Genomic DNA, 26,338 nt, shown 5'->3' on the forward strand with positions numbered 1-26,338 from the left:
CGCACCTTTGTCGCTTGGGTTACCCCTGGCCCTGGGCCTCCATCAGAGCGCGCAGGAGCTTTTCTTCCGACATGTCGTCATCCGCAGGCTTGTCAGATTCCGCACCCATCAGCAGGGCCATCTGATCTTCTTCGGGCTCATCAACCTCGATCTGGGTCTGGTTGGCTTCGATCAGACGCTCGCGCAGCTCATCAGCGCTTTGGGTTTCGTCGGCGATTTCGCGTAGCGAGACGACAGGGTTCTTGTCGTTATCGCGGTCAACGGTGATCGGGCCACCAGCAGAAATCTCGCGTGCCCGGTGGGCTGCAAGCATCACCAGTTCGAACCGGTTCGGGACCTTGTCTACACAATCTTCGACCGTAACGCGGGCCATGGGGCGCTCTCCGTAAATGAATCCGTGGCAGGAAGGGGTTTATCTAAGCGCGAATCCCCGCCTTGACAAGCAAGAAATGCCGCAAATGCGAGGATCACAGAGGCTTGACCTCTGCCACCTCATCGGGCGGCAAGGCTGCAACCATCTGCGTCACTGTCCGGTCCAGAACGGGATGGCGCCAATCGGGGGCGACATCCATCATGGGAACAAGCACAAAAGCGCGGTCCTGCAAGCGCGGATGGGGCAGGATAAGGTGTTCCGGCGCAGATTTGGTCTGATCTTCGGGGGGAAGGGTCAGCCAGCGCTGGTATTCGGCGTCATCCGGCAGAACAAGTTCATCCCAACAGACCAGATCGAGGTCCAGAGTGCGCATGCCCCAACGCTGTTCACGGGCGCGCTCAAAATCATGTTCGATGCGGTGCAGCAGGTCCAGAACACCCTGTGGCGTGAGGTCCGATTCGATCAAAACCGCTGCGTTGACATAGTCCGGCCCTGCCCCTGCCGGAAAGCATGGGGTGGCAAAAAACCGGCTTGTCTTGCGAATCACCAAGCCCGCCTCGGCCATCGCGATCAGCGACCGCTCAAGTGTCACCTTGGGCCCACAACCTCTCAGACTGAGATTTGCCCCTAGGGCAATGACCGCTTTTGACAAGGTTTTGTCCACTTCAGACCCCATATTCGGACCAGAGAATACTTGCGATAAAGCCTAAAACACCTATTTTAAGGACACCATTGCACTGACCTATTACTTTATCACTCACGGAGCTCACGGTGCGGTGGCTTATACCGGAAGGACCATTTTATGTTTTACAAGGACGAACGGCTAGCGCTGTTCATCGACGGCTCGAATCTTTATGCAGCCGCCAAAGCACTGGGGTTTGACATCGACTACAAGTTGCTGCGTCAGGAATTTATGCGCAGAGGCAAACTGCTTAGAGCTTTCTACTACACAGCGCTACTGGAAAATGACGAGTATTCCCCGATCCGGCCTCTGGTGGACTGGCTGCACTATAATGGCTTCACCATGGTCACCAAACCGGCCAAGGAATACACCGACAGCATGGGACGTCGGAAGGTCAAGGGAAACATGGATATCGAGCTTACCGTCGATGCCATGGAACTGGCACCACGCGTTGATCATATCGTACTGTTTTCGGGCGATGGGGATTTCCGCCCGCTGATCGCAAGCCTGCAACGGCAGGGCGTACGTGTTTCCGTTGTTTCGACCATCCGTAGCCAGCCGCCGATGATTTCGGACGAACTGCGCCGCCAGGCCGATAACTTCATTGAGCTGGAAGACCTGCGCGACGTGATCGGCCGCCCTCCGCGCGAGATGCCGACTGAACCCCGCAGTGTCGCAGCTGCAGGCGGGCACTGACCCCACCAAACCCCACCACTCACCAATGGGGGTTGGCAAGAATATGCGCGGCCAGGGCCAGAAGCCCTGGCCGCGCGACTTTAAAGGTATAGGTGCTGAAAACACCCTTGTGCTAACAGCGATTCATGTCAGTGAAATGACGCAGTGCTGTCTGGACCATGGCAATGAAAAGACCTAGGTGTTCGGTCCAGGAGATCGCCGAATGACAAAGCCGCCGCTGACATTATATCTGGCCGCCCCGCGCGGATTCTGCGCCGGTGTGGACCGTGCCATCAAGATTGTGGAAATGGCCCTTCAAAAATGGGGGGCGCCTGTCTTTGTGCGCCATGAGATCGTTCACAACAAATTCGTCGTCGACGGTCTGCGCGCCAAGGGTGCCGTGTTTGTCGAGGAGCTGGACGAATGCCCTGATGATCGCCCCGTGATCTTCTCGGCCCACGGTGTACCCAAATCGGTACCCGCCACAGCAGCCCAGCGCGAGATGATATATGTCGACGCCACCTGCCCGCTTGTATCCAAGGTGCATGTCGAAGCGCAGCGCCACGCGGATGCCGGGCTGCAGATGATCATGATTGGTCACAAGGGCCACCCCGAAACCATCGGCACCATGGGGCAACTGCCCGAGGGCGAGGTGCTGCTGGTTGAAACGGTCGAAGATGTGGCGCAGGTCGCTGTGCGTAACCCCGAAAAGCTGGCCTTTGTCACCCAGACAACCCTATCGGTGGATGACACCAAGGACATTATTGCCGCGCTTGAGGCCCGCTTCCCCGCCATCGTCGGGCCGCACAAGGAAGACATTTGTTATGCCACCACCAACCGGCAGGAAGCGGTGAAAGCCGTCGCTCCGAAAGCCGATGCCTTGCTGGTGGTGGGTGCGCCGAACTCATCGAATTCACGTCGTCTGGTCGAGGTCGCCTCGCGCGCCGGATGCAGTTATGCGCAGCTGGTGCAGCGCGCGACCGAGATCGACTGGCGTGCGCTGGAAGGAATTTCCAGCATTGCGGTCAGCGCCGGGGCATCCGCGCCCGAGGTGCTGGTGAACGAGGTGATCGATGCATTCCGCGACCACTACGATGTCACCGTCGAACTGGTCGAAACCGCTGTCGAGAATGTCGAGTTCAAAGTTCCCCGCGTATTGCGGGAACCAGCATGAGCGGCATCCCCCGCGCGCCGTTATTCCTTGGTTTGACTGGGCTGATCCCGTTTGTCTGGGGCGCGCTGACTTATCTGAACGGTGATTTGAACGATTGGGGTCGGCAGACGCTGGGGTCGCGCTTCGTGGGGCCGTATATTCAGCTATTTTATGGCTCGGTAATCCTGAGTTTCATGTCGGGCGTGTTGTGGGGCTTCGCCACCAAAACCTCAGGCAGCAAAGCTGCGGCCTGTTACACCTTGTCGGTGTTACCTGCACTTTGGGCATTTTTCACGACCGGCGGCGGTCCGGTGAATGCGGGCACCAACCTGATGTATGGGTTTGCGGGCTTGCTTTTGCTGGACGCCATGTTCTCATATTGGCGGTTGACCCCGGTCTGGTGGATGCGGCTGCGCGTCCTGCTAACTGCTGTCGTGCTGACCTGTCTTGCTATGGGAGTTTACCTGTGAGTGATGAACGGACCATCAAGGCCTACACGGATCGCGTTGCGGATTACCTAAGGATCCCCCTGCCCGCCGAGCAGCTAGAGGCGCGTCAGGCTTTTGTAGATGCGGTCCGCGAGGGTGGATATGTGCTGGATCTGGGCTCGGGTCCCGGATCAGACAGCGCGTTTCTGATGCGGCAAGGGCTGAAGGTACGGGCGCTGGATGCAACCCCTGCCTTTGTTGAACATGCGCGGAGCAACGGTGTTGACGCCCACCTTGGCACCTTCGAAGACGTCACCGAGGTGTCAGAGTATGACGGCGTCTATGCCAGTTTCTGCCTGCTGCACGCCCCGCGCGCCGATTTCCCGCGTTATCTGAACGCGATCCACACCGCACTGAAGCCGGGCGGGCAGCTGTTTCTAGGAATGAAGCTGGGCACGGGCGAGCATCGCGATGATTTGGACCGTTACTATACCTATTATTCAGAGACCCAGATCAAGGACGCCCTGACCTCGGCAGGTTTCACCATTGATCGTACCGTGCAGGGAATGGGGAAGGGTTTGGCCGGGTCTTACGACGGGTTCATTCTGGTATTCGCTCATGCCTGATCTCTTTGCCTATACCGATGGTGCCTGTTCCGGAAATCCCGGCCCCGGCGGCTGGGGCGTACTGCTGCGCGCGATGGATGGCGAGACCATCCTGAAAGAACGCGAGCTGAGCGGAGGCGAAGCCGAGACAACCAACAACCGGATGGAACTGCTGGCTGCAATCAGTGCTTTGGAGACGCTGGAGCGGCCCTCGAAGCTGACTATCGTCACCGACAGCGCTTATGTGAAGAACGGCGTTACGGGATGGATTTTCGGGTGGAAGCGGAACGGCTGGAAGACGTCGAACAAGAAGCCGGTCAAAAATGTCGATCTGTGGCAGCGGCTGGATGAGGCGCAAGAGCGGCATCAGGTGACATGGGAATGGGTCAAGGGTCATGCGGGCCATCCCGAAAATGAACGCGCGGATGAGTTGGCACGCGCCGGCATGGCCCCGTTCAAACCTAAGAAGGCGCAGGCGTGAGCGGGCTTGCCCTGCTGGATTACGCCTCGGTTTTGGTCTTTGCGCTGACCGGTGCGCTGGTGGCCAGCCGAGCGCAGCTTGATCTGGTCGGGTTTGCCTTCATCGCATGTCTGACGGCAGTGGGCGGTGGTACCGTACGCGACTTGCTGCTGGACCGACATCCGATCTTCTGGGTCGGTCAGCCCGCTTATATCCTGATCGCTTGCGGCGCTGCGGTGCTGGTGTTTTTTACCGCTCATCTGGTCGAAAGCCGTTATAATTGGCTGGTCTGGCTGGACAGTTTTGCCCTGTCCATCGCGGTCGCTGCTGGCACGGGTGCGGCGTTGTCACTGGATCAATCCGGTATAATCGTAGTGCTGATGGGGGTGACCACGGGCTGTTTGGGCGGCTTGATGCGTGACGTGGTGTGCAACGAGGTGCCGCTGGTACTGAAACAGGGTGAGCTTTACGTATCCTGCGCCTTTATCGGAGCTTTGACCGCTGTGTTTGCCACTCGCCTCGGGCTGGAGGGCCTGCTGGCATTGGGCTTATGTGCATTGATTTGCTGGGCGTTGCGCGCCGGATCTCTGTTGTTCGGTTGGCAGTTGCCGGTTTACAAGGCCCGACCGCCTCGGCAATAGGATATAAACGGACAAGAGATCGCGATGACCTACAGACTTTCGTTTCTGGCCACGGCACTGCTGCTAACGGCATGCGCAGAGCAATACGCCCCGGTCAGTTTCACGGCAGTGGGCAATCAGATCGTCGCATCTGGAACGATCGACCACACAACGCTCAGCGCGTTTGAAGAAGTGATGGACGAAAACCCCGAGATCAAGACACTGGTGCTGCAAAATATCGAAGGTTCGGTCGATGATGACTCGAATGTTGTCTTCAGTCGCGTAGTGCGTGAGGAAGGTTTCGACACAGTGGTTCCGTCAAACGGGCTGGTGGCCTCGGGCGGCACCGATTTGTTTCTAGCGGGTAACCGACGCGTGCTGGAACCCGGCGCCTGCGTGGGGGTCCACAGCTGGGGCGGCGGCGGCTATGTCGCTGCGGAGCTACCCGAAGATCACCCCGAGCATGACCGGTATTTGAACTATTTCGAAGATATCGGCGTCGATCCCGACTTCTACTGGTTCACGCTGGATGCAGCATCCGAGGAAGAGATGCACTGGATGACGGCGTCCGAGGCGAACCGGTTCGACATGACTACACGGTCCGCCCCTCGCCTTGGCACTGCCGCAATCTGCGACGAACGTTAGCGACTGAGCAGCCGCGCGCCGATTTCCTTGACGAATTTCGCCGCCACCATGGCAGTCATGCCATAGGGATCGCGGTGCGGGTTCAACTCGACAATATCCGCGCCGACCAGCTGCCCTTTGAAGCGATGGATCAGGTCGATCACCTCGCGCGTGCTGAGACCGCCGGGTTCGTGATGTGAAACGCCGGGAGCAAAGGCTGGATCCAGCGCATCGAGGTCCAGCGACAGATAGACCGGGCCGTCAAAGCTGATCTCCAGATCGGGGCGCCAGTTGCGCATGTCGATCACCTCGACCCCGAACTTGTCGGCCTGTTCCTGTTGGTGCTTGTTCATGGTGCGGATCCCGACCTGAACAAGACGTTTGATCTTGCCGGTCTCCATCACGCGGGCAAATGGACAGCCATGACCCAGCGGGCCAATCTGCTGGCTGTCATAAAGGTCGGGATGGCTATCGATATGCAAGACATTCAGCCCCTCATACCGGTCCGCATGGGCCTTGATCAGCGGATAGGCGACCGAGTGATCGCCCCCCAACGACAATAATCGTGCACCGGCTTCGATCCGGGCGGCGGCCCCTGCCTCGATCCGGTCGATGGGTTCCTGCCCCATCATCTCGAACACATCCAGATCGCCGGTGTCTTTGAAGCGGTCGGTTGCGCCCAGATCAGTGCCATCCTCGGCGGTCAGGTTGGCCGCGCCGGAATGCAACGCCTCGCGGATGCGACCCGGGGCAAAGGCGGGGCCTTGCAGGAACGAGGAATGCAGGTCCAACGGCACACCCATCAGGGCGACGTCTCCGGCGGTCAGATCATGCGACATGAGAGGCCTTTCAACAAAGAATTGACGGGACATTGGTCGCAGATCACGGTCGGGTCAAGCGATCAGCGGCGGATATATGTCTGCCAGATCCAGATCACCAAGAGCGCCCCCAGAACGGCGCCGATAAACCCTGAGAGCCAGCCCATCACAGTGATGAGCGTGCGCAGCACCAAACCGCCCACCAAAGCGCCGACAATGCCGATCAGCATGGTGGTTGGAATATCGGCCTCGATCCGCATTAGGCGGGTGGCGAGGAAACCTGCAGCGGCTCCGACGATGATCAGGGCGATGATCGGCATATCATTTCCTCCAATGCGTGGGAACGATGATCAGCGCACCGATCGAGGACAGCACCGCGTCCAACCCCGGCGGGCCAAAGCTGATGCCGAACATGATGCGCACGAAATAGAACAGGAAAGCACCACCCACGCAGATGATGATCGACTGCAGATAGCCGTTATGGGTAAAGCCAGTCTGTTCAGACAGATAGCCTACGATCCCGGCAATCACGACCGTGCCCATCATGATCATGATCATGTACGCCTACTCCGATGACAGGCGGGTCCCGGCCGACATGGGCCATCCCCGCAGAAAAGTTTCCCTATCCTGCGCGCCCTTGCCTGCCCGTTGCAAGCGCAGCAGCTCAACCGCGCCTTCGCCGCAAGCCACGCGCAGGTGGTCGTCCAGCACCTCGCCCGGAGTGCCCCGTCCTTCGGCCAGCCGCGAAGCCAGTAGTTTGATCCGGTGACCCTCGACCTCGGTCCATGCGCCGGGGAACGGGGAGAGACCGCGGATTTTTCTATCGACTTCGGATGCGGGGGCCGACCAATCGATCCGCGCCTCGGATTTGTCGATCTTGGCGGCGTAGGTTACGCCGACCTCGGGCTGCGGTTCGGGGGTCAGGCTCGGCAGCGTGTTCAGCGCCTCAACGATCAGCGCCGCACCCATGCCCGACAGGCGGTCATGGAGTTCCGCCGTGGTTTCCTCAATCCCGATCTCGGTGGCCTCGCGCAGCAGAACGGGGCCTGTATCCAACCCGGCCTCCATCTGCATGATACAAACACCGGTTTGCACATCGCCTGCCATGATCGCGCGGTGGATCGGGGCGGCCCCGCGCCAGCGGGGCAGCAGGCTGGCGTGGATGTTCAGGCAGCCATGGGTCGGCGCGTCCAGAATGGGTTGTGGCAGGATCAGGCCATAAGCGACGACGACCGCGATATCGGCGTTCAGCGCGGCAAAGCTGGCCTGTTCTTCGGGCGATTTCAGCGAGGTGGGGTGGCGAACGTCTAAGCCCAGCGCCAAGGCACGCGCGTGCACCGGGGTTGGACGGTCTTTTTTACCGCGACCGGCGGGGCGTGGCGGTTGGCAATAGACGGCGGCGATTTCGTGTTCGGCACGGACCAGCGCATCCAGCACCGGCACCGAGAAATCTGGCGTTCCCATGAAGATGATACGCATCCGTCCCTCCCTAGGATGGGGTTTCACCCCATCTTCTGTGCTTTGCGCAGCAGCATGTCGCGTTTGACCTTGCTGAGCCGGTCGAAATACATCCGCCCGTTCAGGTGGTCGATCTGATGCTGCACGCTGGTGGCTTCGATGCCGACAAAATCACGGCGGTCGATCTGGCCCTGTTCGTTGAGAAATTTCACGGTCACTGCGCGCGGTCGCTTCACCTTGGCAGACACGCCGGGCAAGTTCGGGCTGGCCTCGTCATGTTCACGCAGCTCAACCGAGCTGTGCAGAATCTCGGGGTTGGCCAGTCGCACAGCTTTGCCCCGCTGGGTCGAGCCGTCCACGACAGCCAGCCGCAGCATCACTCCGATCTGCGGCGCAGCGAGGCCAACGCCCGGCATCGCCTCCATCGTATCGATCATGTCATCCCAGATGGTGCGGATGTCGTCGGTGATCTCGGGGACGTCCTCGGCCTTGGTGCGCAAGCGCTTGTCGGGCCACGGCAGGCAGGTCCGCACCGTCATGTGCGGGCCTTTTCGCGCTTGAGCTTCTGCATCTTACGCGTGATCATCTGACGCTTGAGCGGTTTGAGATAGTCGATGAAGAGCTTACCGTTCAGATGGTCGATCTCATGCTGCACACAAGTCGCCCAGAGATCATCAAAGGTTTCCTGCTGCAGATTACCGTCACGGTCCAGCCAGGTGACATCAACCGTCTTCGGGCGCGTGACTTCTGCATATTGCTCAGGGATCGACAGGCAGCCTTCTTCGTAAACGTTGGTCTCGTCCGAGGAGGCGATGACCTCGGGGTTGAACATCACCAGTGGGCGTGGGGCCTCACCTTCTTCTTTGACGCAGTCCACCACGATCAGCCGGTCGAGCACACCGATCTGCGGCGCAGCAAGGCCAATACCGGGCGCGTCATACATCGTCTCCAGCATGTCATCGGCCAGTTTGCGCAGATCATCGGTGATGTCAGCCACCGGCGCGCAGACCTTTTTCAGGCGGGGATCGGGATGGATCAGGATATTACGTTTCATGGGGCTGATTTAGGCCATCGCGCCCGCCTCCGCAACGGCCCCCTTGCACCTTATGGATTTGTGGTTAGCTTTCGCCTCGACAGATGGAGATGACATGACTTTCAACGACCTGATCGACCGCCGGGGCACCAACTCTTCAAAATGGGACAAGATGGAGCAGCTTTACGGTGTCGCCCCCGAGGATGGGCTGGCCATGTGGACGGCTGATTCCGACTATGCCACGGCCCCTTGCGTGATCGAGGCGGTGCGGGAAGCGGCCGATCATGGCGCGTTTGGATATTCATGGATGCACCCGGATTATCTGAATGCAATCCAGTGGTGGATGAAGACTCGCCATGGCTGGGAGATCGACACCGATTGGATTCTGACCTCGCAAGGGTTGGGCAATGCGATTGCCCTGTGTCTGGATGTTTGGAGTGACCCGGGAGATGGCGTCGTGATCTTCACGCCCGTCTACCATGAGTTTGCCCATAAGGTGAACAAATCCGGCCGCCGCGTGGTGGAATGCCCGCTGGTACGCGATGGCGACAGCTATGGGCTTGATCTGGACGATGCGCAGTCGCAGTTGGACGGATCAGAAAAGCTGCTGCTGTGGTGCTCGCCGCAGAACCCGTCAGGTCGGGTCTGGACGCCGGAAGAACTGCGCGCTGTAGCGGCGTTTGCGGAGCGCAACGGGCTGATCCTTGTGTCGGACGAGATTCACCATGATCTGGTTTATCCGGGCAATACCTTCGTACCGATGGATACGGCCGCCCCCGATGCGCGCCCGTGGACTGTGACACTGACCGCGGCGTCGAAAACATTCAACATCGCCGGGCAGCGTACCGGCAACATGATCATTCCCGATGCCAAGCTGCGGGCCGAGATGCGGCACCGGATCACCACGCTGGACTATGACCCCAGTGCGTTGGGTGTGGCGATGATCACTGCCGCCTATTCGCCGGAAGGTGCAAAATGGGTCGATGAACAAATTGCCCACCTGGACGCGAACCGGAAGCTGTTTGATGCTGCCATCGCCGAGATACCGGGCCTGTGGTCGATCCCTCTGCAGGCGACCTATCTGGCATGGGTCGATTTTTCGGGCACGGGTATGAGCCACGATGAGTTTGTCCGCCGCCTACGCGAAGATGCGCGGATCGCGACATCCTCAGGCCCCGGTTTTGGCACCGGTGGAGAAACCTTCGAGCGCTTCAATCTGGCCACCCAACGCGAGCGGGTTGAAGAAGCCTGTGCGCGATTGAAGACAGCCTTTGGCGATTTACAATGAACCCCGTTCACAAATAATCGGAGGCACGTCATGCCCAACCACCTTTTTACGCTTCCGGACATCCCAAGCATCCCGGTGCAGGGGGAACAGGCGACCTATCCGATCGGGCGGATTTTTTGCGTGGGCCGCAACTATGCCGCCCACGCTGCCGAGATGGGGCATGAGGTGGATCGTCAGGCGCCGTTTTACTTCACCAAATCCGCGCCCAACGCGGTTTTGACCGGAGCGCATGTGCCGTATCCGGCAGGGACCGAGGATTATCATCATGAAATGGAACTGGCCGTTGCCATCGGCAAGCCGGTTTTTCAGGCCACGGCCGCGCAGGCCCAAGCCGCGATCTTTGGCTACGGCTGTGCCTTGGACATGACGCGCCGCGACTTGCAGATTCGTGAGCGCAACAAGCAGCGCCCCTGGGATCTGGGCAAGGATGTGGAAAACGGCGCGGTCTTCGCTCCGCTGACCCGCGCCGATGACTGGAGCCCATCTGATGACAAGCGCATCTATCTGAGCGTCAATGAGCGGGTCGTACAAGACGCCACATTGTCAGAGCTGGTCTGGAAGATCGATGAACTGATCTCCCATCTATCGGGTTTCTACCATTTGCGCCCCGGCGATCTGATCCTGACCGGCACACCCGCCGGGGTCGGGCCTGTGGTCGCCGGAGACCGAATTGAAGGCGGCATCGATGGTTTGGCTCCTGTGCACCTGACCCTGACAGCCTCCGACTAAACCGTCCGGCCTGATCCCTGAGAATCTTGAGGCCCCATTGCCGCCCGAGCGCCGGTGGCGCGTCGGTGCCAAAGGTCAAACGGTGCGCGCGTCAGTCGCGGTTTTCGAGCAATGCGATCGGTGCATCCGGGGCGCGGTAGAAATCCAGCGGGGCCTTGTCGGCTGCCACGGTGCTGCGCTTGAACTCATAGCGCATCTCACCCACCGCTTCTTCATCTGCGATGATCAGGCACTGATACATGTGATTGGCACCGTCATAGATATCGACGAGCCCGCGCAGGCGTGGCGTGGTTTCGGCCTCGACGGTGAAACCATCCTTCCACAATGTCAAAATTTTGAAGCTATTGTCGCCAACCTCCACCCGCAAACGGCTGGATTTCTTGAGGGTAGCGATTCGGGCCGCATCCAATTCGGCGCGAATTTCCTTGGAAACATAGGTACTCATAATATACTTCCCCCCTTAACACTCATTAGTCTGACGCGATTCCTGTAAAAATCCAGTGAACGGCGTCACATAAGTTTTGGCATTGCGGTTCTGGTGCCCAGACACCGCACCCCACCTGTGCGCGCATGCAGGCCTGATGCGCGCCCGGTGAAATAGGATCGTGGCGCAAGACGGCCTATCTTTGACCCAATCGCAATGCGAAAGGAATAACGATGGGCCTGCTTGTCGACGGCGAATGGCATGACACCTGGTATGACACCAAATCCACAGGCGGGGCGTTCAAACGCTCGGCCGCACAGTTTCGCAACTGGATCACCGCCGATGGCGCGCCCGGCCCCTCGGGGCGCGGCGGGTTCGAGGCGGAATCGGGGCGCTATCACCTTTATGTCTCGCACGCCTGCCCTTGGGCGCACCGCACACTGATCTTTCGTGAGTTGAAAGAGCTGAGCGACCACATCTCGGTCTCGGTCGTGCATCCGGATATGCTGGATAAAGGTTGGACCTTTGAGACCGACGACCATGGCGCGACCGGCGACAAACTGTTCGGATCAGAATTTGCCCATCAAATCTACACCCGTGCCGACCCTCACTATTCGGGCCGCGTTACGGTTCCGATCCTGTGGGACAAAGTTGAGAAAACGATCGTGTCGAACGAAAGCTCGGAAATCATCCGCATGTTCAACTCGGCTTTCAACGGGATCACCGGCAACACAGACGACTACTGGCCCGAGGCAATGCGGGACGAGATCGAAGAGGTCAACGCGCGCATCTATTCCGATGTCAATAACGGGGTCTACAAATCCGGCTTTGCCACCTCGCAAGAAGCTTATGACGCCGCGGTTGGCCCTCTGTTCGACACGCTGGACTGGCTTGAGGATCGTCTGGCCCGGAACCGCTATCTTATGGGTGACCGCGTGACCGAGGCCGACTGGCGCCTGTTCACCACATTGATCCGGTTCGACCCGGTTTATCATTTACATTTCAAGTGCAACAAGCGTCGGTTGGTGGACTACCCGAACCTCTGGGCCTTTACGCGGGAGCTATATCAATGGCCCGGCGTGGCGCAGTCTGTGAACATGAACCACATCGTGCGCCACTATCACTTCAGCCATGACAGCATCAATCCGCACCGAATTATTCCGGTGAATCCAACGTTGGACTATTCAGAACCCCATGGGCGGGATCAGCGCCCCGCCGCGTAGTGTTCGACCATAGCCGCCAGATCCTCGGGCGGGGTCGAGCTTTGGACATAGGCGCAGGCATTCGCGCTATGGGCAAAGATTGATCCGTCCGAGAAGAATGTGGTGTTGGTGACGAAGATCACTCGCGCCTCGGGCCTGCGATAGCTTGCGAAATCGGCAACAGCCAAGGCGCTGCCGGTTTCCAGAACCAGATCCAGCACGATGATATCGAATGCGGTACCATACAGTGCCAGGATCGCGGCCTCTTGCGTTTCGACCAGCGTGACTTCGGCCTCCTGCCTTTGCAGATGCCGCTGCCAGACCCGACCTAGATCGGGGTTACTCTCAACAATCAGTACTTTCATTTGCAACAACCTCGGCACGTGATATGGGTGAGTGGTGCCGACCCCTGTTGTCCGTGATCACGCGATTTCCTTAACAAAGTGTTAACAAGACCCGCACAGCGCCGTGATCGGGCGGATTCGCTTGTAAGAACGGCAAAAATCCGCTTGAAGCATGAGAAATAGGCGATTCCGGCTGGGGCAGATGGTTGGACAGGATGACAGATTGAACCCTCGGGCTGCGCGCGATCATGGCGGAGGGCTGGATGGCGCGATGACGCGGTTTGGGGGCACGCGCGCAGACTGGTTCGATCTGTCCACGGGGATCAATCCGCATGCTTATGAGGTCTCGGGCCTGCAGCCTCCGGACTGGATGGAACTGCCGGATCATGGCGCGTTCGAACGCCTCTCGGACGCGGCGCGGGTGTTTTGGAACGTGCCTGATGGGGCCGAGATTCTGCCATCGCCTGGTGCCTCTGCGGTGATTGCCCGCGTGCCCGCGCTGACCAAAGCCGGCCGCGTGCAGATCACGATGCCCACTTATAACGAACATGCCGCTGCATTCACCGCTCAGGGTTGGACGGTGCACGAGAGCGGCCCGGCTCAGGCACATGTCATCGTAAACCCCAACAATCCTGATGGGCGCATCTGGCAGGACGCGGATGTCGACGCGCCGCTGACGGTGATCGATGAAAGCTTCTGCGACGTAACGCCCGAAGCCTCGCTGATTCATCTGGCCCAGCGGCCCGGCATCGTGGTGCTGAAGAGCTTTGGCAAATTTTGGGGGTTGGCCGGGTTGCGACTGGGTTTTGCAATCGGCCATCCCGATCTTATTGCGCGGTTGAATGACCTGACGGGACCATGGGCCGTATCCGGCCCGGCACTGCGGATCGGCGCGCAAGCGTTGCACGATGTAAAATGGGCTAATGAAACGCGCATGCGTCTGGCAAATGAAGCAACACGGTTGGATCAGCTTGTAACGGCCAAGGATGCGCGGCTGATTGGCGGCACCAGCCTGTTCCGCCTCTACGACGTTGATGACGCGACCGCCTGGCAAGACCGATTGGCGCGGGCGCATATCTGGAGCCGTATTTTTCCCTATTCCCGGACCTACCTGCGCCTTGGATTACCGCCAGCAGATGGTTGGGCCCGGTTGGAAGCAGCGCTGTGAGCACCGCGTTCCTATTGGTCTGCGCTATGTGTCTGGACGCGGCATTGGGTGAGCCGGATTGGCTGTGGTCGCGGATTCGCCACCCTGCCGTGTTGATGGGCAACGCGATTGGCTGGCTGGACAACCGGCTGAACCATGGAGCGTATCGCCGCCTCAAAGGGGTTGCGACGGTACTCATCCTGGTTGCGGTGGCACTCATCCTTGGCCGGTTGCTGGAGCTGCTTGGTCCGATCGTCGAGATCGTGGTCTGCGCCATCCTTCTGGCCCAGAAATCCCTGATCACCCATGTTCGCGCAGTTGGCGAAGGCCTGTTGACCTCGCTTGCCGAAGGGCGCGCGCAGGTCGCCATGATTGTCTCGCGCGATACGCGAGATATGACCGAGGCGCAGGTGGCGCGCTCGGCCATCGAAAGCGCCGCCGAAAACTTGAGCGACGGGGTGATTGCCCCAGCCTTCTGGTTTCTGGTCGCAGGTCTGCCGGGACTTCTGGTTTACAAGGTCGTCAACACCGCCGACAGTATGATCGGTTATCGCAACGACAAATACCGCGCCTTCGGCTGGGCAGCAGCGCGGCTGGATGATTTGCTGAACCTTGTCCCGGCACGCCTGACCTTTGTAATGATCGTGGCACTGTCCAGCCAATGGTCGCGCTGGGGAGAGATGGTTGAGGATGCACGCCGCCATATCTCACCTAACGCAGGCTGGCCCGAGGCCGCGATGGCACGTGCGCTTGATATCGCGCTGGCAGGACCGCGCAGCTATGACGGGCAGATGCGGGATCTTGCCTGGGTGAACGGGAATGCGCGGCAGAATATCGACGCGGCGGAGGTTTTTCGCGCATCAGACATGCTCTGGCAGGTATGGGGGCTTGCGCTTGGGCTCGTGTCGGTGTGGGTTGGGTTCAACTTCATATTCTGACGGATCAGCCTTATGCGTTTCCTTTCCGGCCTTATTGCCGCCGCCCTCTTCGCCTCGCCTGCACTCGCCCAATGCGGCGGTGGGTTCAATGCCTTCGCCAAAGGGCTGAAAGCCGAAGCCATTCAGCAGGGTTACGACAAATCCACCGTCAACAGCTTTTTCAAGGGCGTTCAGCAGGACGGAGCCGTTCTGAAAGCCGACCGCGCGCAGGGCGTATTCCAGAAACCATTCATCGACTTCTCGCGGCGCCTGATTTCACAGAACCGGATCGACCGGGGCAAGGCCATGTCGGGCAAATACGACGCGGTGTTTGACCGGATTGAGCAGGAATACGGCATTTCGCGCGGTGTGCTACTGGCATTTTGGGCGTTCGAGACCGACTACGGGTCCTTTCAGGGCGATTTCAACACCCGCAACGCGCTGGTGACGCTGGCCCACGACTGCCGCCGCCCCGAGTTGTTCCGCCCGCAGATTTTCGCCGCGATCGAGCTGTACAGCCAGGGCAATTTTGACCCCACCCGCACCACCGGAGCCTGGGCCGGTGAAATCGGCATGGTCCAGATGCTGCCCCGCGACATTCTGGAAAACGGCGTGGATGGGGACGGAGACGGCAAGGTTTCGCTAAAAACCTCGGCGCCGGATGCACTGATGTCCGGGGCCAAGATGCTGTCGCATCTGGGTTGGCAACCGGGTCAGCCATGGCTGCAGGAGGTCACCGTGCCCGCGCAGATGGACTGGTCACTATCAGGCCCCGGCAAGCCCCGCTCAGTGTCCGAATGGCAGGCGATGGGCGTGCAGGCGCGCAGTGGGTCGTTGGCGAATCTGCCTGCCTCGCTGATCCTGCCACAAGGGCATAAAGGCCCCGCCTTTCTGGCTTACCCGAATTTCGACGTCTATTTCGAATGGAACCAGAGCTTCGTTTACGTCCTGACCGCCGCCTATTTCGGCACACGGCTGGAAGGCGCGCAGATCTACGACGCAGGCAACCCCGCGCCGGGGCTGACGGGCGCACAGATGAAGCAGTTGCAGAGCAAGCTACAGGCACGGGGTTATGATGTAGGCAAGATCGACGGCATCCTTGGGGCCGGAACCCGTGCGGCTGTGCAGGCTGAACAATTGCGTCTGGGTTTGCCAGCGGATGCGTGGCCAACGACACAGCTGCTGAACCAGCTATAAGGGTCAGCGCCTAGGCGACCTTTGCTGGTTCACGCTTCACTGACGGATCAAACGCATGGATAGATACCAGCGAGCCTTCTGTGACGATGGCGGTATTGGGCTGTACTTCAACCCAGCCGTCACTGTCTGCATCAAGCGGCTCAGAAGATATCACTATCCCGTCTTCTGAGGTTCGGTAATGCAGACTGGGTGCATAATGATCAGACGCATAGCGCGCCGCAAATACACGCTTGCCGTCTGACCAGCACGCAGCAAACCGCATATAAGGCGACGATCCGCATTGTCGGGACAGCGCTTCCACCCGCCCCACGGCCCGTGCCATTGCCTCGATCGGATTTGAATCCAGACCTTCGCCATGAGCAATCAAAAAGATCGCTTCACTTTCTGTCGCACCCATTCGGTGCCCGTATAAATGTGCCGGGATCATAGCATCGAGCTGCTGCCGGATTTGGTCATGCCCTCCAGCCTGGCCATTGTGCATGAAGCTCCATTTGCCAAATCCAAATGGGTGACAGTTGTTGCGCGAGGTCGCAGTGCCTGTCGACGCTCTTACATGGGCCAAAAACAGTCGTGATCGTGTGTGATGAGCCAGTTGTTTGAGATTTGCATCGGACCATGCGGGATGAGTGTCCTTGTAGAAACAGGGCGTTTCGCGATCAGAATACCAGGCCAGTCCAAACCCATCGGCATTGATTGGTGTCTTCCCAATCAACGCGTTGCGGCTTTGAATGACAAGCGATTGCTCTTGCTCCTGAATCAATTCATCCAGATATCGCTGCTCCCCAACCCAAGCCAAAAAACGGCACATTTGGCATCCCCATCAGTTTTTCGATCCAGGGCATTCTACAACTTGATTTGACGATGATTATCCCGTTTTCTTCCGTTTTTATTCAAAGCCTCTATCAAATTTACCAATTGATCGGGAAAAACAGATCAATTACTCGCTCTGACCGGGTAGCGATCGCCTTTCTCGTCGATCAGGATCAACCGCTCACCACTGCGGACATATAGGTCGCATCGGCTGAACCCATTGCGATACGCGATGCAAACACTGCCGTCCCCGGCGATGGAATAGGTGCCAAAGGCGGATTCTCCGCTGGCATAGGTATAGGAATAGGCCCCTCCGGCCGAGTATTTGGACTGACCGTCATCATAGAATGTCAGAGTCTGGCCTGCCAAAGCCTCAAGCTCCTGCGGAGAAAGCGGCTGGTCTCCGGGTTTGGTGGCCCATTCGGCGGCCGCAAGTGGGGTGGCGCATAGCAGAAAAAAGATCAGTGATCGGGTCATACGCTACCCTAACCCGGCAAGCCGGGAATGGGTCATAACGTTGCGGTGATCGCTCAGGCGACCATCTGCTCGGCCTTTTTCAGGTCGACCGAGACCAGCTGGCTGACGCCCTGTTCCTGCATCGTCACGCCAAACAGACGGTCCATCCGCGCCATGGTCACCGCGTGGTGGGTGATGATCAGGAAACGCGTATCGGTCTGGCGGCACATCTCATCCAGCAAGTCGCAGAAGCGGGTGACGTTGGCATCGTCCAGCGGCGCGTCGACCTCATCAAGCACACAGATCGGCGCGGGATTGGCAAGGAACACGCCAAAGATCAGCGCGGTCGCGGTCAGCGTCTGTTCGCCGCCCGACAGCAGGCTGAGAGTCGAGAGCTTTTTGCCCGGCGGCTGGCACATGATCTCAAGGCCCGCATCCAGCGGATCGTCGCTTTCGACCATGACCAGATTGGCCTCACCGCCACCAAACAGGTGCTTGAACAGCATGGCGAAGTTGGAATTCACCTGCTCGAACGCGGTCAGCAGGCGTTCGCGACCCTCGCGGTTGAGGCTGGCGATGCCGCTGCGCAGGGCCTTGATCGCCTCTTCCAGATCGGCCTTTTCGCCGTTCAGCGTGTCGAATTCTTCCTGAACTTCTTTGCTGTCCTCTTCAGCCCGTAGGTTCACTGCGCCCATGGCGTCGCGCTGACGCTTGTGGCGGTTCACTTCGGCTTCAAGTGCGTCGGCGGCGGGCATCTGGTCAGGGTTCACGTCCAGTTGGTTCAGCAGCTGGTTCGGCGTCAGTTGCTGATCCTCGGCAATGCGTTCTGCTGCGGCGACTACGCTTTCCTTGGCGGCGTCGCAACGCGCCTCAGCCGCCGCGCGGCTTTCGCGCGCCTCCGAGGCCAGACGTTCGGCTTCGCGCTCGGCAAGAACCACCTCGCGCTGCTGGGTCTCGGCCTCGGCCAACTTGTCGGCGGCTTCGGCGCGCCGAGCCTCAGCGGTTTCGATCAGCTCGTTCAGTTCTTCCCGTGCCTCGGCGATTTCGCTGGGGGCCGCCATCGCGTCGGTCAGTTCTTCTTCCGAGCTTTCCTTGCGTTCGGCCAGTTCCGATATCCGCTTTTCCGCCGTTTCCAGCCGATGCCGCCAACCGCTGAGGTCCTTAGTCACCTCCTGCGTGCGCCGGGTGCGCGCCTCGCCCTCGCGGCGCAATTCATCATGCGTCGAGCGGTGGGTCAGCATGGTGATCCGCGCCGCCTCGACCGTCTGCTTGATGTCCTCGACCTGCGCGCGGGCGCTGTCGAGATCGCCCAGGCCAGTCAACGCGCCTTCAGCCTCACGCAGTTGTGCACGGGCGGACATGGCGTCTTCCTTATGACGGTCGACCGCGAGTGTCAGTGTTTCCAGCTTGCCCTGCGCCAGATTTCGATCCGCCTCAGCCCGGCTGAGCATCCGCGCGGTTTCCGCCATGCGCTGATCCGCGGCACGGCGGGCCTCGCGGGCGCGGCGGTCGGCTTCGGTGACGTCGGCCAGTTGCTGCGACAGCGCTTCATGCGCGGCGCGCGCGCCGTCGGCCTGCGCCTCGGTGCGTGTCAGTTCCTGTTTCAGCGCCTCAAGCTTGTTGAGCTGTTCCAAACGCAGGGCGGCAGCGCTTGGTGCATCCTCGGCCCAGGCGCGGAATCCGTCCCAGCGCCACAAATCTCCCGAGCGTGAGACCAAGCGTTGACCCGGTTTCAACGACGCCTGCAGGCGCGCGCCCTGATCCGCATCGACCAGACCGATCTGCGCAATACGGCGACTTAGGCGGTCGGGGCCGGACACATGCAACGCCAGCGGCTCGGCCCCGTCGGGCAAGGGCTGGTCGCTGTCATAGCCCGCTACCTGCACCCAACCTGAAGGTCCGTCGCCCTCGACCAACGGTGCACGCAGGTCATCCGCCAGCGCAGCCCCCAATGCCTTTTCAAAGCCCGTTGCCACCCGCAGCATGTCGAGCACTTGCCCACCCTCAGCCGTGTCGCGTTCGACCAGCTTGGCCAGCGCGGTGGTCTCGGCCCTTATCGCGCCCAGTTCACCCTCGGCCTCGGAGCGTTTGGCGCGGGCCTCGGCCTCACGCGCCTGCGTGTCGTTGCGCAGTTCGTCGGCGGCGGCCAGTGCTTCTTCCGCTGCTTCAGCAGCTTCGCGGGCTTCTTCCTCACCCTCTTGCGCGGTCTCGAACGCCTCGCTGGCACGGGAAAGGGCATTGCGCGCCTCGTCCACGGCGGCGCGGGCCTTTTCTTCCTCGCCCTCGGAACGAACCAGTGTCTTGCGGCTGTCTTCAACCAGTCGTTGCGCCGATTGGTGGCGAGCCACCAGACGGGCCATGTCTTCGGTTTCCTGCGACAGGTGATCTTCGCGATCCTGCAACACCGACGCGGCCTCGCGCGCAACTTCAGCAGCTTCAGCGACCTTTTCGTCATAGCCATCGGCGGCTTTTGCAAGCTCGCGGGCCTCCCATTCGAGCCGTTCGATCATCTCACCCGCGTCCCGGTTCAGACCGGATTCGCGTTCGATGTCGTTGCCCAATTGCTGGATACGGTTGGTCAGAGTCTCGATCGTCTGGCGTGCGCGGGTTTCCTGATCCGACAGCTGATCGCGCTGCACCTGCTGGCGCTGCAGGACGGCTGCGGCGATGGCCTCTTCCTCACGCAAGGGCGGCAGGGTTTCCTCGATCTCAGCGCGTTTGGCGGCGGATTCACGGGCGGATGCCTCGGCGCGAGAGGCTTCGGTGATCCGGTCGCGTAGCTTTTCCTCGGCCGCCTGACGGGCCATGTCGGCCTCTTTCCAACGGCGATAGAGCAGCATCCCTTCGGCCTGACGCAACAGCTCGCCGATCTCGCGATACCGCGCCGCCTGCCGGGCCTGACGGGCGAGTTGTGCCAACTGCCCGCCCAATTGTTCCAGCACGTCATCCACGCGGGTCAGGTTGGCCTCGGTGCCTTTCAGTTTCAGTTCTGCCTCGTGGCGGCGTTGATAAAGCCCGGAGATGCCGGCGGCCTCTTCCAGAATGCGACGTCGTGCGCGGGGTTTGGCGTTGATCAGTTCGGCAATGCGGTTTTGCCCCACCAGCGCAGGCGAATGCGCACCGGTCGAGGCGTCCGCGAACAGCATTTGAACGTCGCGGGCGCGCACGTCCTTGCCGTTGGTCTTGTAGGCACTGCCCACATCGCGGGTGATGCGGCGGACAATTTCCAACTGGTCGCTGTCGTTGAAGCCGGATGGCGCCAAACGTTCCGAGTTGTCCATCGTCAGGACCACCTCGGCAAAGTTGCGCGCAGGCCGAGTGGCAGCGCCCGCAAAGATCACATCTTCCATCGCGCCACCGCGCATGGATTTGGGACGGTTTTCACCCATCACCCAGCGCAACGCTTCCAGCAGATTGGACTTGCCGCAGCCATTCGGACCAACCACTCCGGTCAGCCCGTCCGCGATGATCAGATCGGTCGGGTCCACGAAGCTTTTGAAGCCGGTCAGTTTGAGTTTGCTAAAGCGCAATGGCTGCTCTTGGTATGATTCCTATGGGTAAGAAGTCTGCGCAACGGATGGGGGAGGTGTCAACGTGATTGCGCAGGATATGGGAGATTGGACCAAGTTATCCACAACATCTTGGCAAAACTACGCGGAGTCCCGCGTATCTCAGTAAGGCGAGCATTCAAAGACCTGATATCCGTAGTCTTCGTAATATCCGTAATCAACGCATTCATAGGGACGGCGAAGGAGTGCGCCGAAAATCAGTTTTTCCCCCAGTTCCTGGTCGCAGCCCAGCACGCCCACAGTGACGGCCGCATCGCCAAGAACATCCAGAAGCGGACAGCCCGAGACCTGCGCCATGGCCAGCGCAGCCCGATCGCGGATCGGACCCAGACGCGGCGCGTATTGCGGGTTCACGCGGACGGCCTCGGCCAGTTCATTGCGGACGCGGACGTCGAAGATACTGCCATTCACCGCGACGCGCGTTGCGGGCAAGTCGCGAAAATAGGGTGTACCACCCGAGCAGGCGGCGAGGCACAGGAAAGCGAGCACGCGGATCATGCTGCTTTATTAGCGACAATATGGTTAATGAAACCTTTCCCCGGTTCAGGCGCGCAACACTTCTCCTAACCGGCGTATACCCTCGCGGATCGTGTCCTCATCCGAGTTGGAGAAACTCAGTCGAATGGTATTGGACCCGCTGTCGTCGGGATAGAAAGCCTGACCGGGGACAAAGGCCAACTTGACCGTTTCCAGCGCCCTCGCCAGCAGGTCGGCGCCGTTCATTCCCTTGGGCAGAGTGACCCAAATGAACATGCCGCCTTCGGGTCGGGTCCAGTCGACGCCATTGGGCATGTGTTCTTTGAGCGCCTCAAGCATCGCATCGCGGCGCGCGGCATAGGTCTGGCGCAGCATGGGGACATGAGTGTCGAAGCGATCCCGCGCCACCTGATAAACCGCCATCTGGTTGATCGTAGAAGAATGCAGATCAGCCGCCTGTTTCAGAAGCACCAGTTGCGAGATCACCGGTTTTGCTGCAACCACCCAACCCAGCCGCAACCCCGGTGAAAGAGTTTTCGAGAAGCTGCCGCAATAGATCGTCCGGCAGTTCTCGATCGATCCCTTGCGCGCATGTTCTAACGCGAGGATCGGAGGGATCGGATCGCCGTCATAGCGCAGCGCCTGATAGGCTCCGTCCTCGATCACTGCGCAATCCAATTCATCTGCCAGATCGAGCAGCGCCTCCCGGCCCCGCAGATCGACCGTCTCACCAGTCGGATTTGCAAAATCGGCGGAGAGATAAGCGAATTTGATCGGGCTGTTGCCGGCGGCGGCCTGGTATTCGGCAGCCCCACGATTGCCATTGATGCTAAGCTGGTCAAAGCGCGGCTCATAAGCGTCAAACGCATTGAGCGCGCCCAGATATGTGGGCCACCCAACCAACGCAGTATCACCCGGTGACAAGAACAACTTACCCAAGTAATCCAGCGCTTGCTGCGAGCCTGAGGTGATCAGGATGTTGTCAGTGCCGCATGTAACGCCGATCCCACGCATATGGTCGGCCAGCCATTCACGCAGCGGGGCATAGCCCTCGCTGACCGAATATTGCAGCGCCTGCGCCTGTTGATCTGGGCTAAGCGCATTTTGAAACGCTTCGGCGAAAGCCTCTGCTGGAAACAAAGCGGGGTCGGGAATACCGCCTGCGAAGGAAATGATACCGGGCTCGCCCAGCAGTTTCAGCAATTCGCGGATTTCGGAAGCCTTCATCCGAGCGGTTCGGGTGGCGTAGAGCTGATCCATCGTAGGGGGCCTCCTCCGCCCTTGGGACGCAGATTAGGCAATGCGCCTCTTATGTCAATAATTCTGACCTAATGTTTCAACCTCTGTGAGCGACTTGAACGCCCCTTACAAACGTGGTCAAGTGACTTGACCAATTCCAAGTGGTAGCCAGATGCCTTTTCAAAAAGTTCAAACCGAAAAACTGTCACTGGCTGTTGTGCGCCAGATCGAACTGCTGATCCTGCGCGGCATTCTGCGCCCCGGAGAACGCCTGCCCTCGGAACGGGAGCTGGCCGAGCGGATGGGCGTGTCGCGCCCGTCGCTGCGCGAGGCAATCTCGGACCTCCAGGAACAGGGATTGCTAACTGCCAAGGCCGGATCGGGCATCTATGTGGCCGAGGTTCTGGGCTCGGCCTTCGCGCCGGCTTTGATCCGGTTGTTCGGCAATCACGACGAGGCAGTGTTCGACTATCTCTCATTCCGGCGTGACATGGAGGGTCTAGCGGCTGAGCGTGCCGCCCGCATGGGCTCGGGCAGCGATCTGAAGGTGGTGCAGACCATACTGGACAAGATGGAAGACGCCCACGCCCGCAATGCAGCCGAAGAAGAGGCGCATCTGGACGCCCAGTTCCATATGGCGATCATCGAGGCCAGTCATAACGTGGTGATGCTGCATATGATGCGGTCGATGTTCGATCTGCTGCGGCAGGGCGTATTCTACAACCGACAGATCATGTTCCAGCAACGCACCACCCGCGACGCAATTCTGGACCAGCACCGAGCCATCAACACAGCGCTGCAGGACCGCGACCCGAAAGGGGCACGGAAGGCGGTCGAAGATCATCTGAACTTTGTCAAAAGCTGCATGGCCGATCAGCAGAAGGCCCTGCGCAATGAAGAGATCGCGCAACAGCGTTTGAAGCACGAGACTGGAGAGGTCTGATCCTTCAAACTGGAAGCCACGAAAAGAAAAAACCCGAGAGCCTGAAGCCCTCGGGTTTTTCAAATCATATGATCCAGGCGATCAGTGTAGCTTTTCACCCACATCCGCGATGGATGCATCGATCAGCTTGTTCGCCTGCGTTGCGGTCATCTGTTTGGCCAGCACGGCGTTGGCTGCCGAAACCGCTACGGTGATGGCCTGATCGCGGACTTCCTTGACAGCAGATGCCTCAGCCGATGCGATCTGATCCTGCGCTGCCGCGAGACGGCGCGCGATGGATTTTTCCAGATCCACCTTAGCCTGTTCAGCCGCCAGAACCGCGTCTTCCTTGGCCGCGGCAACGATAGCTTCGGCCTGACCCTGAACTTCGCGCTGCTTGCGCTCGTACGAGGCCAGCAGACTGCGTGCTTCTTCATGCAGGGCGCGGGCTTCGTCCAGCTCGGCTTGAATACCTTCGGCGCGATTGTCCAGCGCACCACCGATCATACCGGGGACCTTGAAGTAGAACAGGACCGCGATAAAGACGATGAAGCCCAGAGTGACGACAAAGTCAGTGTTGGCAAGCGAGAAGAACGGGCCGCTTGCGGCCAGCGCGGGGCTGGCGGCACCAACGGTCAGGATAAGGGCAAGAGTGTTCCGCATGTCACTTATCCTTTCGTCTGCGCATCTACTGCACTGTTGATGGCTTTGGCATCCGCCTCGCCGCCCAGTGCTGTGACCAGTTCAGCCGCCGTATCCTTGGCAACCACTTGAATGCTTTCCAGCGCACCTGCACGGATTTCGGCAATTGCCTTTTCCGATTCAGCCGCCTTTGCAGCGATTTCCGCATCCGCCTTGGCAATCGCGTCATCCAGACCGGCCTGGATTTCGGCGCGGGCTTCCGCTGCGATACGCTGAGCCTCAGAACGGGCATCGGCCAGCGCTTTGTTATAGGCCTCTTCGGCCTCGACCGCTTTGGCCTTCAGGTCTTCGGCCGCAGCCAGGTCATTTGTAATGGTCCCCTGGCGTTCAGCCAGGATTGCCGCGATGCGGGGCAGAGCCACGCGGGACAGGACCAGAAAGATGACGACCAGCGTGATGACCAGCCAGAAAATCTGGTTGGGGAACCAATCGAAGCAGAGCTGCGGCATCCCGACGGCGTAGCCGCTGGAATCAACGCATGTGCCTACTACTTCTTCAGCAATGGGTTCAGTCGCCATGATGTCCTCCGTCGGAACGTTGTCTTTACAACAGATGGGCCGCTATGGCTTGGGCCCATCTGCGCGTAAGGATCAGGTTCCGCAGATTATACGGCGAACATCAGCAGCAGCGAGACCAGGAATGCGAAGATGCCCAGCGCTTCTGCGAACGCGATACCGATGAACAGGGTTGCGGTCTGCGAAGCAGCCGCCGAAGGGTTGCGCAGGGCGCCGGCCAGGAAGTTGCCTGCAACGTTGCCCACCCCGATTGCGGCTGCGCCGGAACCGATTGCTGCCAGGCCTGCGCCGATGTGTGCGAGATCGCCTTCCATGAGAATTCTCCTTACGATTTGGAAGTTTCGATGTTGGGGGTTCGGACCTTAGTGCGACGGATGCAGCGCATCTTTCAGATACACACAGGTCAGAATGGTGAAGACGTAGGCCTGAATGAAGGACACGAGGACCTCAAGGCCATACATTGCGGTGATCGCCAGAACCGACACGGGCGAGATCACGGCAATCGCGGCAAAGCCTGCGAACACCTTGATAACCGCGTGGCCTGCCATGACGTTACCGGCAAGACGAATGGAGTGGCTGACCGGGCGAACGAAGTACGAGATCAGCTCAATAATCGCCAGAACAGGGCGCAGCGCCAGCGGCGCGCTGGAGACCCAGAACAAGCCCAGGAACGCAGCGCCGTTCTTGACGAAACCCAAAACGGTCACGGTCAGGAACACGGCCAGCGCCAGCGGGATGGTCACGGCGAAATGCGATGTGGTGGTGAAGGACATGGGCAACATGCCCAGGAAGTTCGCGCAGACGATGAACATGAACAGGGTCATGACATAGGGGAAGTACTTGACGCCTTCCTTGCCGCAGATGTCTTCCAGCATCTTGTAGATGAAACCATAGGCCAGCTCGGCCACCGACTGCATCCGCGTCGGAACAATGGCGCGCTTGGACGTGCTGAGAACCAGCAGGGCAAAGATCGCCGCAATCGCCAGGAACAACCACAGGGTCACGTTTGTGGGCGTGTACCAGGCAATCGCACCGTCGCCGAACAACGGCTTGACGATAAACTGGTCCATTGGATGGAAAGCCAGGCTGCTGCCTTTTTCTGCGGTGGTCTCGGTTGCCACGTTCAGTCCCTCTCGTCCTTCTCGGTCGCGCTTGCGGCCGCTTGTTTCTCTTGAACCTCTTTCGCGCTGCGGAGCATAACCTTCACGCCCGCGACAAGGCCCAGCAATGTGAACAGCACCAGAAAGATCGGGATCGTCCCGAGCAGGCTGTCCAGCCCGTATCCGATGCCAAATCCGATCCCCAGACCGGAAACCATTTCGATGACCATCCTCCAGGCAAGCTCGCCTCCGGATACGTCAGCATCCGCACGAGGTTTCGGCGCTTTGGCCTTTTTCGCCGCTTCGATCTTGGCCTCCAGCTGCGCCATACGCTGCTTTTGGTCATCTTCGGTCACGGGCGTTTCCCTCGC

General features: G+C 59.7%; 34 protein-coding genes. 14 read left to right on the plus strand and 20 right to left on the minus strand.

From position 1 onward, the window contains the following. Positions 1-19 precede the first annotated feature (19 nt). A complete protein-coding gene (rpoZ, locus tag ACR0DK_RS02860) occupies positions 20-373 on the minus strand; it encodes a DNA-directed RNA polymerase subunit omega (protein WP_010437681.1) in 354 nt (117 codons plus the stop codon). A gap of 94 nt (positions 374-467) precedes the next feature. Further along, on the minus strand, positions 468-1,049 hold the full coding sequence (folK, locus tag ACR0DK_RS02865) for a 2-amino-4-hydroxy-6-hydroxymethyldihydropteridine diphosphokinase (protein WP_170818862.1): 582 nt from the start codon (positions 1,047-1,049) through the stop codon (positions 468-470). A gap of 126 nt (positions 1,050-1,175) precedes the next feature. On the opposite strand from folK, the gene ACR0DK_RS02870 reads away from it, so the two are divergent. The 7 genes from ACR0DK_RS02870 to ACR0DK_RS02900 all read left to right on the plus strand — a co-directional run bounded on the left by ACR0DK_RS02870 (position 1,176) and on the right by ACR0DK_RS02900 (position 5,641). Beyond that, positions 1,176-1,751: a LabA-like NYN domain-containing protein gene (locus ACR0DK_RS02870; RefSeq protein WP_039541714.1), complete on the plus strand. Its 576-nt coding sequence runs from the start codon at positions 1,176-1,178 to the stop codon at positions 1,749-1,751. A gap of 202 nt (positions 1,752-1,953) precedes the next feature. Beyond that, positions 1,954-2,904, plus strand: coding sequence for a 4-hydroxy-3-methylbut-2-enyl diphosphate reductase (gene ispH / locus ACR0DK_RS02875; RefSeq protein ID WP_480734724.1), 951 nt, complete (start codon positions 1,954-1,956; stop codon positions 2,902-2,904). Beyond that, a complete protein-coding gene (locus ACR0DK_RS02880; protein ID WP_480734725.1) occupies positions 2,901-3,353 on the plus strand; it encodes a DUF3429 domain-containing protein in 453 nt (150 codons plus the stop codon). Before ispH ends, ACR0DK_RS02880 begins: the two co-directional genes overlap by 4 nt. Beyond that, the gene (locus tag ACR0DK_RS02885; protein WP_170392623.1) at positions 3,350-3,937 is read left to right on the plus strand and encodes a class I SAM-dependent methyltransferase; all 588 of its coding nucleotides are present in this window, start codon (positions 3,350-3,352) and stop codon (positions 3,935-3,937) included. Before ACR0DK_RS02880 ends, ACR0DK_RS02885 begins: the two co-directional genes overlap by 4 nt. Next, entirely contained in the window at positions 3,930-4,397 is a 468-nt protein-coding gene (gene rnhA, locus ACR0DK_RS02890; RefSeq protein ID WP_170402325.1) for a ribonuclease HI, read from the plus strand. Before ACR0DK_RS02885 ends, rnhA begins: the two co-directional genes overlap by 8 nt. Then, entirely contained in the window at positions 4,394-5,017 is a 624-nt protein-coding gene (locus ACR0DK_RS02895; protein ID WP_170392625.1) for a trimeric intracellular cation channel family protein, read from the plus strand. The genes rnhA and ACR0DK_RS02895 overlap by 4 nt, the downstream gene beginning before the upstream one ends. Positions 5,018-5,041: 24 nt before the next feature. Then, positions 5,042-5,641, plus strand: a complete 600-nt coding sequence (locus ACR0DK_RS02900) for a COG3904 family protein (RefSeq protein ID WP_170392626.1) — start codon at positions 5,042-5,044, stop codon at positions 5,639-5,641. On the opposite strand, the gene speB is transcribed toward ACR0DK_RS02900, so the two are convergent. From speB to def (ACR0DK_RS02930), 6 genes are all read right to left on the minus strand, one after another. Then, positions 5,638-6,459, minus strand: coding sequence for an agmatinase (speB, locus tag ACR0DK_RS02905; protein WP_170565072.1), 822 nt, complete (start codon positions 6,457-6,459; stop codon positions 5,638-5,640). The genes ACR0DK_RS02900 and speB overlap by 4 nt on opposite strands. Positions 6,460-6,521: 62 nt before the next feature. Further along, positions 6,522-6,758 carry a GlsB/YeaQ/YmgE family stress response membrane protein gene (locus ACR0DK_RS02910; RefSeq protein ID WP_170392628.1) on the minus strand — a complete coding sequence of 79 codons (237 nt, stop codon included), beginning with the start codon at positions 6,756-6,758 and terminating at the stop codon, positions 6,522-6,524. 1 nt (position 6,759) lies between these two features. Continuing rightward, entirely contained in the window at positions 6,760-6,996 is a 237-nt protein-coding gene (locus ACR0DK_RS02915) for a hypothetical protein (protein WP_170392629.1), read from the minus strand. A 6-nt stretch (positions 6,997-7,002) separates the two neighbouring features. Continuing rightward, on the minus strand, positions 7,003-7,917 hold the full coding sequence (gene fmt / locus ACR0DK_RS02920; protein ID WP_480734726.1) for a methionyl-tRNA formyltransferase: 915 nt from the start codon (positions 7,915-7,917) through the stop codon (positions 7,003-7,005). A 23-nt stretch (positions 7,918-7,940) separates the two neighbouring features. Next, on the minus strand, positions 7,941-8,435 hold the full coding sequence (def, locus tag ACR0DK_RS02925; RefSeq protein WP_170513416.1) for a peptide deformylase: 495 nt from the start codon (positions 8,433-8,435) through the stop codon (positions 7,941-7,943). Then, positions 8,432-8,950 (minus strand): peptide deformylase, encoded by a 519-nt coding sequence (gene def, locus ACR0DK_RS02930; protein WP_170392632.1) that lies wholly within the window; start codon positions 8,948-8,950, stop codon positions 8,432-8,434. Before def (ACR0DK_RS02930) ends, def (ACR0DK_RS02925) begins: the two co-directional genes overlap by 4 nt. A gap of 94 nt (positions 8,951-9,044) precedes the next feature. Here def (ACR0DK_RS02930) and ACR0DK_RS02935 point away from each other — a divergent pair, with 94 nt between their 5' ends. After that, a complete protein-coding gene (locus tag ACR0DK_RS02935) occupies positions 9,045-10,217 on the plus strand; it encodes a MalY/PatB family protein (RefSeq protein WP_480734727.1) in 1,173 nt (390 codons plus the stop codon). Positions 10,218-10,247: 30 nt separating this feature from the next. Continuing rightward, complete coding sequence (locus tag ACR0DK_RS02940; RefSeq protein ID WP_170609756.1) at positions 10,248-10,946, plus strand: fumarylacetoacetate hydrolase family protein; 699 nt, start codon at positions 10,248-10,250, stop codon at positions 10,944-10,946. A 91-nt stretch (positions 10,947-11,037) separates the two neighbouring features. Here the strand turns inward: ACR0DK_RS02940 and ACR0DK_RS02945 are convergent, their stop codons facing one another. Continuing rightward, complete coding sequence (locus ACR0DK_RS02945; RefSeq protein ID WP_170513411.1) at positions 11,038-11,391, minus strand: hypothetical protein; 354 nt, start codon at positions 11,389-11,391, stop codon at positions 11,038-11,040. 212 nt (positions 11,392-11,603) lie between these two features. Between ACR0DK_RS02945 and ACR0DK_RS02950 the strand changes: the two genes are divergently transcribed. After that, positions 11,604-12,593, plus strand: coding sequence for a glutathione S-transferase family protein (locus ACR0DK_RS02950; RefSeq protein WP_480436080.1), 990 nt, complete (start codon positions 11,604-11,606; stop codon positions 12,591-12,593). Here ACR0DK_RS02950 and ACR0DK_RS02955 read toward each other — a convergent pair. Continuing rightward, on the minus strand, positions 12,575-12,937 hold the full coding sequence (locus ACR0DK_RS02955; protein ID WP_008756687.1) for a response regulator transcription factor: 363 nt from the start codon (positions 12,935-12,937) through the stop codon (positions 12,575-12,577). The genes ACR0DK_RS02950 and ACR0DK_RS02955 overlap by 19 nt on opposite strands. Positions 12,938-13,118: 181 nt before the next feature. Between ACR0DK_RS02955 and ACR0DK_RS02960 the strand changes: the two genes are divergently transcribed. The 3 genes from ACR0DK_RS02960 to ACR0DK_RS02970 are packed head-to-tail and all read left to right on the plus strand — an operon-like array spanning position 13,119 to position 16,177. Further along, entirely contained in the window at positions 13,119-14,084 is a 966-nt protein-coding gene (locus ACR0DK_RS02960) for a threonine-phosphate decarboxylase (RefSeq protein ID WP_480735685.1), read from the plus strand. Beyond that, positions 14,081-15,001 (plus strand): adenosylcobinamide-phosphate synthase CbiB, encoded by a 921-nt coding sequence (cbiB, locus tag ACR0DK_RS02965; protein ID WP_170513402.1) that lies wholly within the window; start codon positions 14,081-14,083, stop codon positions 14,999-15,001. Before ACR0DK_RS02960 ends, cbiB begins: the two co-directional genes overlap by 4 nt. Before the next feature lie 12 nt (positions 15,002-15,013). Continuing rightward, a complete protein-coding gene (locus tag ACR0DK_RS02970; protein WP_480734728.1) occupies positions 15,014-16,177 on the plus strand; it encodes a lytic murein transglycosylase in 1,164 nt (387 codons plus the stop codon). A gap of 10 nt (positions 16,178-16,187) precedes the next feature. On the opposite strand, the gene ACR0DK_RS02975 is transcribed toward ACR0DK_RS02970, so the two are convergent. From ACR0DK_RS02975 to ACR0DK_RS02995, 5 genes are all read right to left on the minus strand, one after another. Continuing rightward, positions 16,188-16,985, minus strand: a complete 798-nt coding sequence (locus ACR0DK_RS02975; protein ID WP_480734729.1) for a class II glutamine amidotransferase — start codon at positions 16,983-16,985, stop codon at positions 16,188-16,190. 125 nt (positions 16,986-17,110) lie between these two features. Beyond that, entirely contained in the window at positions 17,111-17,464 is a 354-nt protein-coding gene (locus tag ACR0DK_RS02980; RefSeq protein WP_170625094.1) for a hypothetical protein, read from the minus strand. Positions 17,465-17,517: 53 nt separating this feature from the next. Continuing rightward, a complete protein-coding gene (locus tag ACR0DK_RS02985; RefSeq protein ID WP_480734730.1) occupies positions 17,518-20,973 on the minus strand; it encodes a chromosome segregation SMC family protein in 3,456 nt (1,151 codons plus the stop codon). Between the two features lie 141 nt (positions 20,974-21,114). Beyond that, positions 21,115-21,510, minus strand: a complete 396-nt coding sequence (locus ACR0DK_RS02990) for a hypothetical protein (RefSeq protein ID WP_170392642.1) — start codon at positions 21,508-21,510, stop codon at positions 21,115-21,117. Between the two features lie 45 nt (positions 21,511-21,555). Beyond that, on the minus strand, positions 21,556-22,749 hold the full coding sequence (locus ACR0DK_RS02995) for an aminotransferase-like domain-containing protein (protein ID WP_480734731.1): 1,194 nt from the start codon (positions 22,747-22,749) through the stop codon (positions 21,556-21,558). Positions 22,750-22,900: 151 nt separating this feature from the next. Here ACR0DK_RS02995 and ACR0DK_RS03000 point away from each other — a divergent pair, with 151 nt between their 5' ends. Continuing rightward, positions 22,901-23,671, plus strand: a complete 771-nt coding sequence (locus ACR0DK_RS03000; RefSeq protein WP_170392644.1) for a FadR/GntR family transcriptional regulator — start codon at positions 22,901-22,903, stop codon at positions 23,669-23,671. Positions 23,672-23,752: 81 nt separating this feature from the next. On the opposite strand, the gene ACR0DK_RS03005 is transcribed toward ACR0DK_RS03000, so the two are convergent. The 5 genes from ACR0DK_RS03005 to ACR0DK_RS03025 all read right to left on the minus strand — a co-directional run bounded on the left by ACR0DK_RS03005 (position 23,753) and on the right by ACR0DK_RS03025 (position 26,323). Beyond that, the gene (locus tag ACR0DK_RS03005; protein ID WP_170392645.1) at positions 23,753-24,313 is read right to left on the minus strand and encodes a F0F1 ATP synthase subunit B; all 561 of its coding nucleotides are present in this window, start codon (positions 24,311-24,313) and stop codon (positions 23,753-23,755) included. A 5-nt stretch (positions 24,314-24,318) separates the two neighbouring features. Beyond that, entirely contained in the window at positions 24,319-24,870 is a 552-nt protein-coding gene (locus ACR0DK_RS03010; protein WP_170402362.1) for a F0F1 ATP synthase subunit B', read from the minus strand. An 86-nt stretch (positions 24,871-24,956) separates the two neighbouring features. Next, complete coding sequence (locus ACR0DK_RS03015; protein ID WP_005981269.1) at positions 24,957-25,181, minus strand: F0F1 ATP synthase subunit C; 225 nt, start codon at positions 25,179-25,181, stop codon at positions 24,957-24,959. Between the two features lie 48 nt (positions 25,182-25,229). Further along, positions 25,230-25,988 carry a F0F1 ATP synthase subunit A gene (locus ACR0DK_RS03020; protein WP_170392647.1) on the minus strand — a complete coding sequence of 253 codons (759 nt, stop codon included), beginning with the start codon at positions 25,986-25,988 and terminating at the stop codon, positions 25,230-25,232. 2 nt (positions 25,989-25,990) lie between these two features. Beyond that, positions 25,991-26,323 carry an AtpZ/AtpI family protein gene (locus ACR0DK_RS03025; RefSeq protein WP_170392648.1) on the minus strand — a complete coding sequence of 111 codons (333 nt, stop codon included), beginning with the start codon at positions 26,321-26,323 and terminating at the stop codon, positions 25,991-25,993. Between the last annotated feature and the right edge of the window lie 15 nt (positions 26,324-26,338).

This window comes from Ruegeria sp. CE6, from assembly GCF_056537485.1.

What these genes read in the sequence shown, in the direction of transcription:
- ACR0DK_RS02970 (WP_480734728.1), top strand. Translation starts at nt 15,014, where the DNA reads ATGCGTTTCCTTTCCGGCCTTATTGCCGCCGCCCTCTTCGCCTCGCCT.
- ACR0DK_RS02945 (WP_170513411.1), bottom strand. Translation starts at nt 11,391, where the DNA reads ATGAGTACCTATGTTTCCAAGGAAATTCGCGCCGAATTGGATGCGGCC.
- ACR0DK_RS02910 (WP_170392628.1), bottom strand. Translation starts at nt 6,758, where the DNA reads ATGCCGATCATCGCCCTGATCATCGTCGGAGCCGCTGCAGGTTTCCTC.
- ACR0DK_RS03015 (WP_005981269.1), bottom strand. Translation starts at nt 25,181, where the DNA reads ATGGAAGGCGATCTCGCACACATCGGCGCAGGCCTGGCAGCAATCGGT.
- ACR0DK_RS02995 (WP_480734731.1), bottom strand. Translation starts at nt 22,749, where the DNA reads ATGGATCAGCTCTACGCCACCCGAACCGCTCGGATGAAGGCTTCCGAA.
- ACR0DK_RS02870 (WP_039541714.1), top strand. Translation starts at nt 1,176, where the DNA reads ATGTTTTACAAGGACGAACGGCTAGCGCTGTTCATCGACGGCTCGAAT.
- speB (WP_170565072.1), bottom strand. Translation starts at nt 6,459, where the DNA reads ATGTCGCATGATCTGACCGCCGGAGACGTCGCCCTGATGGGTGTGCCG.
- ACR0DK_RS03005 (WP_170392645.1), bottom strand. Translation starts at nt 24,313, where the DNA reads ATGCGGAACACTCTTGCCCTTATCCTGACCGTTGGTGCCGCCAGCCCC.
- ACR0DK_RS02940 (WP_170609756.1), top strand. Translation starts at nt 10,248, where the DNA reads ATGCCCAACCACCTTTTTACGCTTCCGGACATCCCAAGCATCCCGGTG.
- ispH (WP_480734724.1), top strand. Translation starts at nt 1,954, where the DNA reads ATGACAAAGCCGCCGCTGACATTATATCTGGCCGCCCCGCGCGGATTC.
- ACR0DK_RS02975 (WP_480734729.1), bottom strand. Translation starts at nt 16,985, where the DNA reads ATGTGCCGTTTTTTGGCTTGGGTTGGGGAGCAGCGATATCTGGATGAA.
- ACR0DK_RS03010 (WP_170402362.1), bottom strand. Translation starts at nt 24,870, where the DNA reads ATGGCGACTGAACCCATTGCTGAAGAAGTAGTAGGCACATGCGTTGAT.
- ACR0DK_RS02915 (WP_170392629.1), bottom strand. Translation starts at nt 6,996, where the DNA reads ATGATCATGATCATGATGGGCACGGTCGTGATTGCCGGGATCGTAGGC.
- ACR0DK_RS02950 (WP_480436080.1), top strand. Translation starts at nt 11,604, where the DNA reads ATGGGCCTGCTTGTCGACGGCGAATGGCATGACACCTGGTATGACACC.
- ACR0DK_RS02880 (WP_480734725.1), top strand. Translation starts at nt 2,901, where the DNA reads ATGAGCGGCATCCCCCGCGCGCCGTTATTCCTTGGTTTGACTGGGCTG.
- ACR0DK_RS02990 (WP_170392642.1), bottom strand. Translation starts at nt 21,510, where the DNA reads ATGATCCGCGTGCTCGCTTTCCTGTGCCTCGCCGCCTGCTCGGGTGGT.
- ACR0DK_RS02955 (WP_008756687.1), bottom strand. Translation starts at nt 12,937, where the DNA reads ATGAAAGTACTGATTGTTGAGAGTAACCCCGATCTAGGTCGGGTCTGG.
- def (WP_170513416.1), bottom strand. Translation starts at nt 8,435, where the DNA reads ATGACGGTGCGGACCTGCCTGCCGTGGCCCGACAAGCGCTTGCGCACC.
- rpoZ (WP_010437681.1), bottom strand. Translation starts at nt 373, where the DNA reads ATGGCCCGCGTTACGGTCGAAGATTGTGTAGACAAGGTCCCGAACCGG.
- def (WP_170392632.1), bottom strand. Translation starts at nt 8,950, where the DNA reads ATGAAACGTAATATCCTGATCCATCCCGATCCCCGCCTGAAAAAGGTC.
- ACR0DK_RS02935 (WP_480734727.1), top strand. Translation starts at nt 9,045, where the DNA reads ATGACTTTCAACGACCTGATCGACCGCCGGGGCACCAACTCTTCAAAA.
- ACR0DK_RS02900 (WP_170392626.1), top strand. Translation starts at nt 5,042, where the DNA reads ATGACCTACAGACTTTCGTTTCTGGCCACGGCACTGCTGCTAACGGCA.
- rnhA (WP_170402325.1), top strand. Translation starts at nt 3,930, where the DNA reads ATGCCTGATCTCTTTGCCTATACCGATGGTGCCTGTTCCGGAAATCCC.
- folK (WP_170818862.1), bottom strand. Translation starts at nt 1,049, where the DNA reads ATGGGGTCTGAAGTGGACAAAACCTTGTCAAAAGCGGTCATTGCCCTA.
- ACR0DK_RS03000 (WP_170392644.1), top strand. Translation starts at nt 22,901, where the DNA reads ATGCCTTTTCAAAAAGTTCAAACCGAAAAACTGTCACTGGCTGTTGTG.
- ACR0DK_RS02980 (WP_170625094.1), bottom strand. Translation starts at nt 17,464, where the DNA reads ATGACCCGATCACTGATCTTTTTTCTGCTATGCGCCACCCCACTTGCG.
- ACR0DK_RS02960 (WP_480735685.1), top strand. Translation starts at nt 13,119, where the DNA reads ATGGTTGGACAGGATGACAGATTGAACCCTCGGGCTGCGCGCGATCAT.
- fmt (WP_480734726.1), bottom strand. Translation starts at nt 7,917, where the DNA reads ATGCGTATCATCTTCATGGGAACGCCAGATTTCTCGGTGCCGGTGCTG.